Annotated in this window: 9 protein-coding genes; 5 read left to right on the top strand and 4 right to left on the bottom strand. The window is 64.1% G+C overall.

The features are described 5' to 3' along the window. Positions 1-14: 14 nt before the first annotated feature. Entirely contained in the window at positions 15-1,634 is a 1,620-nt protein-coding gene (locus AC0L3A_RS27850; RefSeq protein ID WP_007593610.1) for a GMC family oxidoreductase, read from the bottom strand. 201 nt (positions 1,635-1,835) lie between these two features. Here AC0L3A_RS27850 and AC0L3A_RS27845 point away from each other — a divergent pair, with 201 nt between their 5' ends. Beyond that, positions 1,836-3,005 (top strand): M20 aminoacylase family protein, encoded by a 1,170-nt coding sequence (locus tag AC0L3A_RS27845; protein WP_007593609.1) that lies wholly within the window; start codon positions 1,836-1,838, stop codon positions 3,003-3,005. 227 nt (positions 3,006-3,232) lie between these two features. After that, positions 3,233-4,405, top strand: coding sequence for a M20 aminoacylase family protein (locus AC0L3A_RS27840; protein WP_007593608.1), 1,173 nt, complete (start codon positions 3,233-3,235; stop codon positions 4,403-4,405). 170 nt (positions 4,406-4,575) lie between these two features. Here AC0L3A_RS27840 and AC0L3A_RS27835 read toward each other — a convergent pair whose 3' ends face one another. The 3 genes from AC0L3A_RS27835 to AC0L3A_RS27825 form a co-directional block, all read right to left on the bottom strand. Then, complete coding sequence (locus AC0L3A_RS27835) at positions 4,576-6,204, bottom strand: inorganic phosphate transporter (RefSeq protein WP_007593607.1); 1,629 nt, start codon at positions 6,202-6,204, stop codon at positions 4,576-4,578. 98 nt (positions 6,205-6,302) lie between these two features. Then, on the bottom strand, positions 6,303-7,745 hold the full coding sequence (locus tag AC0L3A_RS27830) for a UdgX family uracil-DNA binding protein (protein ID WP_219684816.1): 1,443 nt from the start codon (positions 7,743-7,745) through the stop codon (positions 6,303-6,305). Further along, on the bottom strand, positions 7,745-8,977 hold the full coding sequence (locus tag AC0L3A_RS27825) for a putative DNA modification/repair radical SAM protein (RefSeq protein WP_219684817.1): 1,233 nt from the start codon (positions 8,975-8,977) through the stop codon (positions 7,745-7,747). Before AC0L3A_RS27825 ends, AC0L3A_RS27830 begins: the two co-directional genes overlap by 1 nt. A 162-nt stretch (positions 8,978-9,139) precedes the next feature. Here AC0L3A_RS27825 and AC0L3A_RS27820 point away from each other — a divergent pair, with 162 nt between their 5' ends. Genes AC0L3A_RS27820 through AC0L3A_RS27810 form a run of 3 tightly spaced genes read left to right on the top strand, consistent with a single transcriptional unit; the run spans position 9,140 to position 14,782 of the window. Beyond that, entirely contained in the window at positions 9,140-9,928 is a 789-nt protein-coding gene (locus AC0L3A_RS27820; protein ID WP_354127644.1) for an ImuA family protein, read from the top strand. After that, the gene (locus AC0L3A_RS27815) at positions 9,825-11,417 is read left to right on the top strand and encodes a Y-family DNA polymerase (RefSeq protein WP_035993090.1); all 1,593 of its coding nucleotides are present in this window, start codon (positions 9,825-9,827) and stop codon (positions 11,415-11,417) included. The genes AC0L3A_RS27820 and AC0L3A_RS27815 overlap by 104 nt, the downstream gene beginning before the upstream one ends. Next, positions 11,414-14,782: an error-prone DNA polymerase gene (locus AC0L3A_RS27810; protein ID WP_473255484.1), complete on the top strand. Its 3,369-nt coding sequence runs from the start codon at positions 11,414-11,416 to the stop codon at positions 14,780-14,782. Before AC0L3A_RS27815 ends, AC0L3A_RS27810 begins: the two co-directional genes overlap by 4 nt. The last annotated feature ends 267 nt before the right edge of the window (positions 14,783-15,049 follow it).

Genomic DNA, 15,049 nt, shown 5'->3' with positions numbered 1-15,049 from the left:
TCGGGGCTATGCATTCACTTCGCATCCTCCAAAATCATCGTCGCGCCTTTCTCGGCGATCATCGCAGTCGGCGTGTTGGTGTTGCCCGACGTGATGGTCGGCATGATCGAGGCATCGACAATGCGAAGGCCGCCGAGACCGTAGAAGCGCAGGCGTTCGTCGACCACCGCCATCGGATCGCTCACCGCGCCCATCTTCGCGGTGCCGACGGGATGGAAGATGGTGGTGCCGATGTCGCCGGCGGCCTTCGCGAGCGAGGCATCGTCGTCGCCGACGGAGGGGCCGGGCAGATATTCGCTCGGGCGATATTTTGCCAGCGCCTTCTGCTGCATCAGGCGGCGGGTGGTGCGGATGGCATCGGCGCCGACCTGGCGGTCGTCATCCGTTGAAAGATAATTCGGCGCGATGATGGGCTTCTCGTCCGGCGCCGCCGAACGCAGACGTACGGTGCCGCGCGATGTCGGCTGGAGATTGCAGGCGCTCACCGTGATCGCGGGGAAGCGGTGCAGAGGATCGCCGAACTTGTCGAGCGACAGCGGCTGGACGTGGAACTGGATGTTGGCGCGTGCGCGCGTCGCATCGGAGCGGGTGAAGATGCCGAGCTGCGACGGCGCCATGGTCAACGGCCCGCGGCGACGGAACGCGTAATCGAGCCCCATCAGGCCGCGGCGGAGCAGATTGTAATAAGTCTCGTTCAGTGTGCGCACGCCCTCGACCTTGTAGATCGCGCGCTGCTGGAGATGATCCTGTAAATTACGGCCGACGCCGGGCTTGTCCATCACGATATCGATGCCGAGCGGCGACAGCCAGTCGGCCGGCCCGAGGCCGGAGCGATGCAGCACCTGCACTGAGCCGATCGCGCCTGCCGAGAGGATCACCTCGCGCCTCGCACGCGCCTCGACGATCTCGCCATTCTGGATGAAGCGCACGCCGACGGCGCGGCCCTGTTCGACGATCAGCCGATCAACCAGCACATGCTTTTCGAGCCGCAGATTGGGCCGGTTCAGGACCGGCTTGAGGAAGCCGCGCGCCGACGACCAGCGCCGGCCGCGCTTCTGATTGACGTGGAAATAGCTGGTGCCTTCGTTGTCGCCGGTATTGAAATCCGGGATGCGCTTGATGCCCATCTCCTCGGCCGCGTCGCCCACGGCATCGAGGATGTCCCAGGACAGCCGCGGCGCCTCGATGCGCCAGCCGCCGCCGGCGCCGTGGTGCTCGCTCGCGCCGAGGAAGTGATCCTCGAGCCGTTTGAACAGCGGCAGCACGTCGTCATAACCCCAGCCGGTCATGCCGAGCTGGCGCCAGTGATCGTAATCAGCGGCCTGCCCGCGCATCGAGATCATGGCGTTGATCGCCGAAGAGCCGCCGATCACCTTGCCACGAGGATAGGCGAGCGAGCGGCCGTTCAGGCCGGGCTCGGCCTCGGTCCTGAACATCCAGTCCGAGCGCGGATTGCCGATGGCGAAGAGATAGCCGACGGGAATGTGGAACCAGATCCAGTTGTCGTCGCCGCCGGCTTCGAGGACGAGGACGCGATTGCTGGAAACGGCCGACAGCCGGTTGGCGACGATGCAGCCCGCCGTGCCGGCCCCAACGACAATGTAGTCAAACTCACCTTCGAGCCGCCTTGGCATTCTTCTTCCACCCAACAGGAATCGTGCCCTGGCTTGTCCCAGGCATCCACGAGCTTTCCGTTCTAATAGTCAGACGTGGATGGCCGGGACAAGTCCGGCCATGCCTGTGAGTCAGGGCTACACCCCGATCCGCGCCAGTTGGGTGGACTGGTGCTTGCATGGTAGACAGGCCTGCATTTTCAACAAAGCTTGAGACCCTCCATGCCCATCGTGAACCGCGTCGCCGACCTTCAACCCGATATTCAGGCCTGGCGCCGGGACATCCACCAGCATCCGGAGCTGCTCTATGACGTCCACCGCACTGCAGCATTCGTCGCGGACCGCCTGCGCGAGTTCGGCTGCGATGAGGTCGTGACGGGCATCGGCCAGACCGGCGTGGTCGGCGTGATCAAGGGCAGCAAGCCGGCCGGCGAGGGCCTCAAGGCCATCGGCCTACGCGCCGATATGGATGCGCTCCCGGTCGAGGAGCAGACCAACCTGCCTTATGCTTCGAAGACTCCCGGCAAGATGCACGCCTGCGGCCATGACGGCCACACCGCGATGCTGCTCGGTGCTGCGCGTTATCTCGCCGAGACCCGCAACTTCGCCGGCGATGCGGTGGTGATCTTCCAGCCGGCCGAGGAGGGCGGCGCGGGTGGAGCGGCCATGGTCAAGGACGGCCTGATGGAGCGCTTCGGCATCGAGCAAGTCTATGGCATGCACAACGGTCCGGGCATTCCGGTGGGCTCGTTCGCGATCCGGCCGGGTCCGATCATGGCGGCGACCGACGAGGTCGATATCATGATCGAGGGTCTCGGCGGCCACGCCGCGCGGCCGCACAAATGTGTCGATTCCGTTCTGGTCGGCGCGCAGGTCATCACGGCGCTGCAGTCGATCGTCGCGCGCAGCGTCGATCCGCTGGAATCGGCCGTGATCTCGATCTGCGAGTTCCACGCGGGCAATGCCCGCAACGTGATTCCACAAACCGCGACACTGAGGGGCACCATCCGCACGCTGTCGCCGGAGGTGCGCAAGCTGGTCGAGAAGCGCGTACGCGAGGTCGTCGCGGGCGTGGCGCAGATCACCGGCGCCAAGATCGACCTGCGCTACCAGCGCAATTATCCGGTAGTGGTCAATCACGCCGCGGAGACCGAGGTGGCGAAGCGCATTGCCAAGCAAGTTGCGGGCGAAGCCAATGTGCTCGAGATGCCGCCGCTGATGGGCGGCGAGGATTTCGCCTATATGCTGGAAGCGCGCCCCGGCGCCTTCATCTTCTGCGGCAACGGCGACAGCGCCGGCCTGCATCACCCCGCCTACAATTTCGACGACGAGGCGATCGTCTTCGGCACGTCGTACTGGGTCAAGCTGGTGGAGGGCCAACTCGCGGCGTGAGGTCATTCCCGTCCATCCCTTCGTTGCCCGGGCTTGCCCCGGGCATTTTTCTTGATCCGTCACATCCATTTCAATTTTGACACTGTCAAGATTTGGCTTGACGATGCCCCTGTCCGACCCTTAGGTATCTTTACGTTGTAAAGATCTCCTTCGGGTGGGCCTGTCGAAATTGCCAGCGCTCTTGCCTGCTCCACCGAGGGAGGTGTCAGTCAGGATCCAGGAAAGCCATGCCCGTCGTGAACCGCGTCGTCGACTTTCGACCCGACATCCAGACCTGGCGGCGGGACATTCACCAGCATCCGGAGCTGCTGTACGACGTTCACCGGACCGCAGCCTTCGTGGCAGACTGCCTGCGCGACTTCCGCTGCGACGAGGTCGTGACCGGCATCGGCCAGACCGGCGTCGTCGGCGTGATCAAGGGCAAGCGGCCGGCGAGCGCTGATATCAGGGTGATCGGTCTGCGCGCCGACATGGACGCGCTGCCGATCGAGGAGCAGACCAGCCTGCCTTACGCCTCGAAGATTCCGGGCAAGATGCACGCCTGCGGCCACGACGGCCACACCGCGATGCTGCTGGGTGCAGCCCGTTACCTGGCCGAGACCCGCAACTTCGCCGGCGATGCGATCGTGATCTTTCAGCCCGCCGAGGAGGGCGGTGCCGGCGGCGCGGCCATGGTCAAGGATGGACTCATGGAGCGTTTCGCCATCGATCAGGTCTACGGCATGCACAACGCCCCCGGCATTCCGATCGGGGCGTTCGCGATCCGGCAGGGCCCGATCATGGCGGCGACCGATGCGGTCGACATTAGGATCGAGGGCCTCGGCGGCCACGCGGCGCGTCCGCACAAATGCGTCGATCCCGTTCTGGTCGGCGCGCAGGTGATCACGGCCCTGCAGTCGATCGTCGCGCGCAGCGTCGATCCGTTGGACGCGGCCGTCATCTCGATCTGCGAATTTCACGCCGGCAACACCCGCAACGTCATTCCGCAAACGGCGGAGTTGAAAGGCACGATCCGCGTGCTGACCGCGGAGGCGCGCAAGCTCGTGGAGAAGCGCGTGCGCGAAATCGTGGCCGGCGTGGCCCAGATCAGTGGCGCCAAGATCGACCTGCGCTACAACAACAGTTATCCCGTGACCAACAACCACGCGGCACCGACCGAGGTGGCGCGTCGGATCGCCAAACAGGTCGTCGGAGACGCCAAAGTGTACGAGATGCCGCCGCAAATGGCCGGCGAGGACTTCGCCTACATGCTGGAAGCGCGGCCCGGCGCCCTTATCTTCTGCGGCAATGGCGACAGCGCCGGCCTGCATCACCCCGCCTATGATTTCAACGACGAGGCGATCGTTTACGGTACGTCGTACTGGGTCAAGCTGGTCGAGGAAGCGCTCGCGGCATCGTAAGACTCTTACTTCACCTCGCCCGGCTTGCTGGGAGAGGTCGGAATTCAAGCGCAGCTTGAGTTCCGGGTGAGGGGACTCTCCGCGAGTCCGTCTCTCACCGTGATCGCGGAAGCGGCCCCTCACCCGAACCCTCTCCCCGTAAGAACGGGGAGAGGGAGTGGAGAGATCTTTCAGAAGATCCGCGAGAAGATCACGTACAGTGTGCCCGACAGCAGGATGGCGACCGGCAGGGTCAGCACCCAGGCCATCACCATGTTCCTGATGGTGGCGACCTGGAGACCCGAACCGTTCGCGGCCATGGTGCCGGCGACGCCTGACGACAGCACGTGGGTGGTCGAGACCGGCAGGCCGAATACGTCGGCGGCGCCGATCGTGGCCGCGGCGACGAGCTCGGCGGAGGCACCCTGCGCGTAGGTCAGATGGGTCTTGCCGATCTTCTCACCGACGGTCACGACGATGCGCTTCCAGCCGATCATGGTGCCGAGGCCGAGCGCGATTGCGACCGCAACCTTCACCCAGGTCGGGATGAACTTGGTCGCGCTGTCGAGCCCGCCCTTGTAGGCGTTCAAGGTCGCGACCTCTTCCTTGCTAAGGTCGTTTTCCTTGTCCTTCATCAGGAAGCGGATCGCTTCCGAGGTCAGGTACATGTCGTTGCGGGTGTTGCCGACGACTTCCGCCGGCACCTTGTTCAGCGAACCGTATTTCGCGACCTGCTCGCCGACATCCTTCACCAGCACTGCCAGCGAAGGATAGGTGCCTTCGCTGATGTGATGGGAGGTGACGTACTGCGTCACCGCAGGACGGGGATCGCCGATGATCGCATGGCCGGCGCCCTTGGCCGCAATCACCTTGGAGGCGGCTTCCGAAATCTTCGCGAACTGGGCGACCTGCGACTCCGGCAATGCGCGATTGAGCGCATAGGCCGTGGGCACAGTGCCGATCAGGATCAGCATGATCAGGCCCATGCCTTTCTGGCCGTCGTTCGAACCATGGGCGAAGCTGACGCCGGTGCAGGTCAGGATCAGCAGGCCGCGAATCCAGATCGGCGGGGCTTTGTTACCCTCAGGAGCGGCATAGAGCGCCGGGTTCTTGATCATCAGCTTGAGCAGCAGCAGCAGGCCGGCGGCGCAGACGAAGCCGACCAGCGGGGACAGCAGGAGCGCATAGCCGATCTCCGTGGCCTTGCCCCAGTCCACGCCCGAGGTGCCGTCGCGGCCGCGCATCAGCGCGTTCGCAACGCCGACGCCGATGATCGAGCCGATCAGCGTGTGCGAGGAGGAGGCCGGCAGGCCGAAATACCAGGTGCCGAGGTTCCAAAGGATCGCGGCGATCAGCAGCGCGAACACCATCGCGAAACCGGCGCTGGAGCCGACCTGCAGGATCAGCTCGACCGGCAGCAGCGAAACGATGCCGAAGGCGACGGCGCCGGACGAGAGCAGCACGCCGAGGAAGTTGAAGAAGCCCGACCACATCACCGCGACTTCGGCCGGCAGCGAGTGGGTGTAGATGACGGTCGCTACCGCGTTGGCGGTGTCGTGGAAACCGTTGACGAATTCGAAGCCGAGCGCGATCAGGAGCGCAACGATAAGGAGGATATAAGGCAGGTAGCTCGTGACCCTGGTGCCGGTCGCATCGACATCGGAATAGATGCTGTAGGCCACGTAGAGCAGGCCCGCGGCGAGGATGCCGAAGAACAGGATCAGTGTCAGCGGATTGAAGCCCTTGTCGAGATTTGGCCGCGAGGCCGGCTGGATCGGCGCGGGATCGGCTACCGCGCGGTCGAATGCAACATCGGTCATGTCTGGACGCCCCTTAACTTTCTGTAAGGGCTATTGTCCCCGATGGATTTGAAGGCTGGATGACAGGCGGCGCCTGAAAGCCGTTTTCCCGCCAGTATTCAGGCGGCGCGCGCGGCTTTCTTCTGTAAGCCGGCGGCGATCTTCAAATCTTCGACAAAGCGGTGATATTCCAGCAGTTTGGCCTCCGGATCGGGCAACCGCAGCAGATAGGACGGGTGCACCGTCACCAGCGCCTTGCGGCCGTCGGGCAGGTCTATGAGCCGGCCGCGGTTCTTTCCGATCGGGGTGATTTTGCCGAACACGCTCTGCGCGGCGGTCGCGCCCATCGCGACGATGAGATCGGGCTGGATAACGGAGACCTCCCGCTCATACCACTGTCGGCAGGCCTTTATCTCCGGCGTATTCGGCTTTTGATGCAGACGGATCTTGCCGCGCGGCACGAATTTGAAGTGCTTCACCGCGTTGGTGACATAGACCTTCTTGCGGTCGACGCCGGCCTCCTGCAGCGCCCGGTCGAGCATCTGGCCGGCCGGACCGACAAAGGGATGGCCGGCGAGGTCTTCCTTGTCGCCGGGCTGTTCGCCGACCAGCATGATATTGGCGGACTTCGGGCCTTCGCCGAACACGGTCTGGGTGGCGTCCTTGTAGAGATGGCAGGCGCGGCAGTGAGCGGCCTCCTCGCGGAGCGCTTCGAGATCGTCGGTGGCGGTCTTGCGTTTCATCGGAGCCTCCGGCCGCTTTTGAGGCTTGTGCGGATCGGTTGCGGCATTGGCGATCATGGCGCCGGTCATGCGTTCGGCGTCCTCGATCAGGGGCTTAATGATCGAAGCCTCGGGCAGGTTCCTCCAATATTTCTTCGGCATCTCCGTTTGCATCGCCTTCACCTTCAGGCGGGCCGGATTGAAGATGCTGGCGTAGTAGCGCCGCCAGGTTTCCTCCAGCCGGTCTTCGCTCGGCGCCTCGCTCTTGCTGACGCCTGATGTGAAGGAGAGAGCGTGGCCATCCCAATGCGCGCACAAATCCGGCGTCAGGATCGACCAGGGCATGTCGGCAAAGCGCTTGGCGAAGAACGGCGCGGCGAGCTCGACGATGTGATGCTCCGGCTCGAACCACGCAACGTAGTGCGCTTCGCGTTCCCTGCCGATCTCGCGGAAGCGCACGAAGGCATGCATCTTGTGCTCGTCGCGGTAGACCGCCTTTGCCATGGCCGTGACTTGCGCGACATCGGGATCGGTCGCGACCTCGATGAGGTCGTGATTGTCCTTCAGCCGAAACAGCAGGCGATAGAGGATCGCGAAACGCTCGGGATCGCGATGCAGAATCGCGGCCTTGGCGAGCTCGACGAATTTTGCAGGCACGTTGAAGGTGCCGTCGCCACCCGCGGGCAGCGGAGACGGCGAGGGCGGCGCGAACAGCTCCGCTTCGCCGCCCCGCACGGCCCAGGTGATGTCGCCCGGCTTCATTTGATGAAGCACGAGGCTACGCGCGGCTTTGCGCCAGCCATCGAAATCGGTTTCGTTTTCGAGGATGATGTACTGCATCAGAAGCCAAATCCCAGTTGTGTTGCCGGCTTGAACCGTTCGATCAGCCGTGCCTCGTCGAGGCGGTGCGGCGCGGGCCGGTGATCGCTGAGGACGATGAACGGCAGCGCCTTGTTGCGGGGCACGTGCAGCCGCGCGAGGTCGGCGACGCGGATCGTGGTCGTGCGGCGCGCCGCGATGATGCGCTCGACCGCCTTGGTGCCGAAGCCCGGCACGCGCAACAATTCCTCGCGGCTGGCGCGGTTGACATCGAGCGGGAAGCGGTCGCGGTGACGCAGCGCCCAGGCGAGCTTTGGATCGATGTCGAGCGGCAGCATCGCGCTGTCGTCGACGATCTCGCCGACGTCGAAGCCGTAGAACCGCATCAGCCAATCGGCCTGGTAGAGACGGTGCTCGCGCAGCAAGGGCGGCGCGCGCAGAGGCAGCGCGCGGCTGGCATCGGGGATGGGGCTGAACGCGGAATAATAGACGCGCCTCAGCCTGTATGAACCGTAGAGATTGGCACTGGTGTGGAGGATGGTGTGGTCGGAAGCCGCGTCGGCGCCGACGATCATCTGCGTGCTTTGGCCGGCCGGCGCGAAGCGTTGCGGCTTGGCTTTCGTCTTCGCGCTGCGGCTTTCCTCGGCCTCGTCCAGCTTCAGCCGCAGCCGGCCCATGGTACGGCGGATCGCGCGCACGTCCTTCTCGGGCGCGAATTGCTGCAGGCTCGTCTCCTGCGGCATCTCGATGTTGATGGAGAGACGGTCGGCATATTTGCCGGCCTCGGAGATCAATGCATCGTCGGCCTCGGGAATAGTCTTGAGATGGATGTAGCCACGGAAGTGATGCTCCTCGCGCAGTTTTCGCGCGACGCTCACCACCTGCTCCATGGTGTAGTCGGGGTTACGGATGATCCCGGAGGAGAGAAACAGTCCTTCGATGTAATTGCGCCGGTAGAAGTCGAGCGTCAGCTTGATCACTTCGTCGATGGTGAAGCGGGCACGTGGCACGTTGGAGGAGGCGCGGTTGACGCAATAGAGGCAGTCGTAATTGCAGGCGTTGGTCAGCAGCACCTTGAGCAGCGAGATACAGCGGCCGTCCGGCGCGTAGGAATGGCAGATACCCATGCCGGGCGCGGTCGAGCCCATGCCCTTGCCGTCGCTGGAATCCCGCCTCTCGGTGCCGCTGGAGGCGCAGGACGCGTCGTACTTGGCGGCGTCCGCCAGGATTTCCAGCTTGCGTTGCACGTCCATATTGGAATCCCTTTGATTCAGCTCACGAATCCCAAGGCCCGCCAATTCGATTGACTCCCGGGGCGTCGTTAGCTTTATATTAGAACATATCATGAACAAATGAGCTAGCCGCTGGTTCTCTTTTTGAGAGCCACCGGCAATCACCCTTGAGGAGCGGCGTATATGAGCGGCGCACGAACAAGCGCGCTTGCAGCCTTGCGCGGCCAGATCGAGCGCATCGAGACGGCGGAGGTCGTGCATCATCGCGACCGTGTCGCGCTCGGCCACCGCGAGGCCGACAGCGCGCTAAAGGGCGGGCTCGCGCGCGCGGCAATCCACGAGGTGTTTTGCGAGGGACGTCAGGGCGCGACCGCGACCGGCTTTGTCACGGGACTTGCGGGGCGCGTGACGGCACGCAAGCCGCTGCTGTGGGTGCGGCAGGATTTTTCGGAAATTGAAACCGGCGCGCTGTCGATGAGCGGGCTCGCCGAGATCGGTCTCGATCCGCGTCGCATGGTGATGGTGCGCGCCGCCGACGTGGAGAGCGCGCTGCGCACGTCGGCTGATGCACTCGCCTGCGACGCGCTGGGCGCCGTCGTGCTCGAGCTCTGGGGCGAGACGAGGCAGTTCGATCTCGTAGCGAGCCGCAAGCTGACATTGGCTGCGCAGTCTTCCGGTGTCACCGGCTTGCTGCTGCGGATGGCCGCGCAACCTTTGCCCTCGACCGCCGAGACCAGGTGGATGCTGCGCGCGGCGCATTCGCCGCCGGGCGCGATGTGGAGTGCCTGGGGTGCGCCGCGCTTCGATGCCGAGCTCCTGCGCAATCGTCATGGCCCGTGTGGCCGGTGGATCATGGAATGGAAATGTGATGAGTGCCAGTTCTCTGAATCGTCGGCGTATCCTCAGCCTGTGGCTGCCGCGCCTGCCCATCGACCGGATCCAGCGGTTCTTCGACGGCGTCGGGCTGGGTAGAACCAATGATCCGAGCATTGTCGTCATCAAGGACAGCAACGCGCTGGTGATCCATGCGCTGGACGAGGCGGCCGAGCGCCTCGGTCTGCATATCGGCCAGCCGCTGGCCAATGCCCGGGCGATGTGTCCTGATTTAAAGGTGTTCGACGCCGATGCCGTGGCCGATGCCAAGACGATCGGCGACATCGCCGACTGGTGCGACCGCTTCACGCCGCTGGTGGCGCTCGATCCGCCGCACGGGCTGTTCCTCGACATCACCGGCTGCGCGCATCTGTTCGGCGGCGAGGCTGCGCTGTTGCAAACCCTTGTCCGTGCCCTCGATCGCCAGGGCTTTGCCGTCAGCGCGGCGGTCGCCGGCACCTCGGTCTGCGCGCGCACGCTGACGCGGCAGGCATCCGGTAGCATCGTTGCCGATGACGGGGAGGCGGCGGCAATCAGCCGGTTTCCGGTGTCCGCGCTTGGTGCGGGTGAGGCCATCACCACCGGCCTGCGCCGCGCCGGCTTGAAGACCATCGGCGATGTGGCCTCGCGAACGCCGAGCGAAATCACGGCGCGGTTTGGTGCACGATTCTCCACACTGCTCGCGCATGCGCTGGGGCAGGGCGATGCGCCGATCAATCCACGAAAGCCGCTGCCCGATTACATCGTGGAGAAACGCTTTGCTGAGCCGATCGCGACCGACACCATGATCGCGATGACGCTGTCGCGCCTGGCGGACACGTTGATCGCGTCGATGGAGAAGCAGGGCAAGGGCGCGCGCCGGCTTGAGGCCACCTTCTTCCGTACCGACGGCGCAGTGCGTGCGATCATGGTCGAGACCGGACGTCCCGTGACGCGGAGCGCGGTCGTCGACCGGCTGTTCCGCGAGCGTCTCGATGCACTCGCCGATCCGCTCGATCCCGGCTTCGGCTTCGACATGGTGCGGCTGTCGGCAAGCCGCACCGAGATCGTGGTGCAGGAGCAGCGCGATCTCGATGCCCATGTCCACGACAATGACGAGCTTGCTGCGCTGATCGACCGCATCGCCGCGCGCATCGGCGGAAAGCGCGTCGTCGTGCACCTGCCTGAGGATACCCATATCCCCGAATGTGCGGTGCTGGCGGCGCCTGCCCAGCATCATCTCGCCGTGGCCATGCAGGCCGAATGGCCCGCGCGCACTGAAAGTGAGCCGCCGCTGCGTCCGTTGCGGCTGTTCGACAAGCCTGAGCCGATCAATGTGCCGTTCGCGACCGTGCCCGACGGCCCGCCGCATCAATTCACCTGGCGCCGCGCGCAGCATGCGGTGGTGCGGGTGGAAGGCCCCGAGCGCATCGCCATGGAATGGTGGCGGCAGGACGGCAAGCAACTGACGCGGGATTATTTCCGTATCGAGGATGCCGAAGGCCTGCGCTTCTGGATCTTTCGCGATGGTCTTTACGAGGGGGAGTGCTTCGACGGCGACGGCAAGCCCGTTCCTCCCGGTTGGTATGTGCACGGTCTCTTCGCATGACTACGCCAGCTTATGCCGAGATCGGCATCACCACGAATTTTTCCTTCCTGCGCGGCGGCTCGGATCCGCGCGCCTATTTGCATCAGGCCAGCAAACTCGGCATTCCCGTGATCGGCATCGCCGACCACAACACGCTCGCCGGCGTGGTGCGCGCCTACAAGGAGCTCGACAATGACGAGGTGCTGCACAAGCCAAAACTTCTGATCGGCGCGCGCATCGTCTTCATCGATGGTACGCCCGATATCCTGGTCTATCCGCGCGACCGCGCCGCCTATGGCCGGCTATGCCAGCTTCTCACCAGGGGCAAGCGCGGCGACGACATCACGCGGATCGCGAAGGGCGAGTGCCATCTCACCTTCGCCGATCTCCTTGCGTTTTCCGAAGGCCAGCTCCTGATCCTGACGCTGCCGCATCGCTTCGATGCGGCGCAAGCGCAGGACATCCTCGCCAAGCTGAAGGCAAGTCGGGCCGAGGGCGTGTGGCTGGCGGCGAGCCTGGTCTATCGCGGCGACGACCGCCGTCGCCTCGCGCAGCTCGATGATCTCGCCTCAAAAGCAAAAGTGCCGCTGCTTGCGACCAACGAGGTGCTCTATCACCACCCCGCGCGCCGTCCCCTCCAGGACGTGCTGACCTGCATCCGGGAAACAACCACGATCGAGGCGGTCGGCCGCAAGCTGGAAGGCAATGCCGAGCGGTTTCTGAAGACGCCCAGGGAGATGGCGCGGCTATTCCGCGATTTCCCTGAGGCTGTCGCGGAGACCATTCGCTTTGCGGACAAGATCACCTTCTCGCTCGACCAGCTCAAATATCAGTATCCGGACGAGCCGGTGCCGCGGGGCAAGACCGCGCAAGGGCATCTGGAGGATCTGACCTGGGCCGGTGTCGACAAATATTTTGGCGGCAAGATCGACGACAAGCTGCGCGCCACCCTGAAGAAAGAACTCGCGCTGATCGCCGAACTGAAATACGCACATTACTTTCTCACCGTGCACGACATCGTGCATTACGCGCGCAGCCAGAACATTTTGTGCCAGGGGCGGGGATCGGCAGCGAATTCGGCGGTCTGCTACGTGCTCGGCATCACCTCGGTCGACCCGACCAAGGTCGATCTGCTGTTCGAGCGATTCATCTCCAAGGAACGGCTGGAGCCGCCCGACATCGACGTCGATTTCGAGCATTCGCGGCGCGAGGAGGTGATGCAATATGTCTATCGGCGTTACGGCCGCCATCGCGCCGCGATCATCGCCACCGTCATTCATTATCGCCCGCGCAGCGCCATCCGCGACGTCGGCAAGGCGCTGGGCCTAACCGAGGACGTCACCGCGGCCCTCGCCGATACGGTGTGGGGAAGCTGGGGCAAGGGCCTCAACGACATGCAGGTCAGGCAGGCCGGCCTCGATCCGCAAAATTCCATGATCAACCTCGCGGTCGAGCTCGCGACCGAGTTGATCGAATTCCCGCGTCATCTGTCCCAACATGTCGGCGGCTATGTGCTCACGCAAGACCGGCTCGACACCTATGTGCCGATCGGCAATGCGGCGATGGATGATCGCACCTTCATCGAATGGGACAAGGACGATGTCGACGCGCTCAGCATGATGAAGGTCGACGTGCTCGCGCTGGGCATGCTGACTTGCATCCGCAAGTGCTTTGATCTGATCGAGCAGCACAAGGGCGAACGCTGGATGCTGGCGAGCGTCCCGCAGGATGATTCCAAAGTCTACGACATGCTGTGCGATGGGGAGTCGCTCGGCGTGTTCCAGGTCGAGAGCCGCGCCCAGATGAACATGCTGCCGCGCCTGAAGCCGCGGACCTTCTACGATCTCGTCATTGAGGTCGCGATCGTGCGGCCGGGACCGATCCAGGGCGACATGGTGCATCCGTATTTGCGGCGGCGGAACGGCCTGGAAAAAGTGAGTTATCCGTCGCCGTCACCGGATCATGGCGACAAGGACGAACTTTACAATGTGCTGCACAAAACATTGGGCGTGCCGCTGTTCCAGGAGCAAGCGATGCGCATCGCGATCGAGGCGGCAAAATTCACCTCCGAGGAAGCCAACGGCCTGCGCCGCTCCATGGCGACCTTCCGCAATGTCGGCACCATCGGCCAATACGAGGAGAAGCTGATCGGCAACATGGTCGCGCGCGGCTACGATCCGAACTTCGCCAAGAGCTGCTTCGACCAGATCAAGGGCTTTGGCTCCTACGGTTTTCCGGAGAGCCATGCCGCAAGCTTCGCGCAACTCGTCTACATATCTTCATGGCTGAAATATCATCATCCCGATGCCTTCTGCTGTGGTCTGCTGAACTCGCAGCCGATGGGCTTCTACGCGCCGGCGCAGATCGTCGGCGATGCCCGCAAGAACGGCGTCGAGGTGCGCGAGATCGATGTGTCCTACAGTTTTGCGCAGAGCACGCTGGAGCAGGGAAATGGCGGGTATTGCGCGGTACGTCTCGGCTTCCGCCAGATCGACGGTTTCCACTGGCTGGACGAGGATGAGGAAAGGCTGAAAAGAGCCGCGTCCCGGAATGACCATGTGGAGAGAGCGCCCGACTGGGCCGACCGCATCGTCGCCGCCCGCAACCGCCGGCCCTTCACCTTGCTGGAAGACTTCGCCCGCGACACCGGCCTGCCCAAGCGCGCGTTGATCCTGCTCGCCGATGCAGACGCGTTCCGCTCGCTCGGGCTCGACCGCCGCGAGGCGCTGTGGCAGGTGCGGCGCCTGCCCGACGACGTGCCGCTGCCGCTGTTCGAGGTGGCTACCGCGCGCGAGCAGCCGGACGAGCACGCCAGGCCATTGCCGGTGATGCCGCGCGCCGAACAGGTGGTCGCGGACTACCAAACCATTCGCCTTTCGCTCAAAGGCCATCCGATGGAATTTTTGCGCGAGATGTTTACGCGCGAGCGCATCATCGCCTGCAAGGACATCAATCATGACAACGAGCGGCGCCGCGTTCGCTGTGCCGGCGTCGTTCTGGTACGACAGCGGCCGGGCAGCGCCAGCGGCGTCGTGTTCATGACACTGGAGGACGAAACCGGCATCGCCAATGTCGTGGTGTGGCCGAAGATCATGGAGCAGTACCGGAAAGAGGTGATGGGCGCACGTCTCATCCTGGTCGAAGGCTACATCCAGAGCAGCCCAGAAAAGGTGACGCACCTTATCGCCCAGCGCATGATCGACCGTTCACACGACCTGATCGGGCTTGCCAACGATGCCTTGACCCGCAAGCATCCGGTGCCGGCAGGCGCCGCCCCGATCGAGCCGCTCAACGACGACCCCCGCGCCCACCCGGATGCGCCCGCGCAAAAGCTTCGCCACCCCCGCAACGTCCGCATCTTGCCGCCGTCGCGGGATTTCCATTGAAGAATGTAGCGCACTCTGCTGCCACGAGATTGTTGCGACGAGTGCGCGTCACACTCTCGGTGTCATACCCCGCGGAGGCGGGGTATCCAGTACGCCGCGGCTTCACGATTCAACTTCTGTCGCATCGGAATACTGGATCGCCCGGTCAAGCCGGGCGATGACAGCGGGGCCGCAAAAAATTCCCCGGTTAGAGGTGCCGCCGTCCACCAACAGATTTGAGCCCGTGGTTAACCCCGCCACCAGGCGCCCCCGAAATACCGCCCCGCG

This window comes from Bradyrhizobium sp. MI1.3 (genome assembly GCF_055811695.1).
The sequence above is the reverse complement of the archived record's forward strand: the minus strand, read 5'-3'. Positions and strand labels throughout refer to the sequence as shown.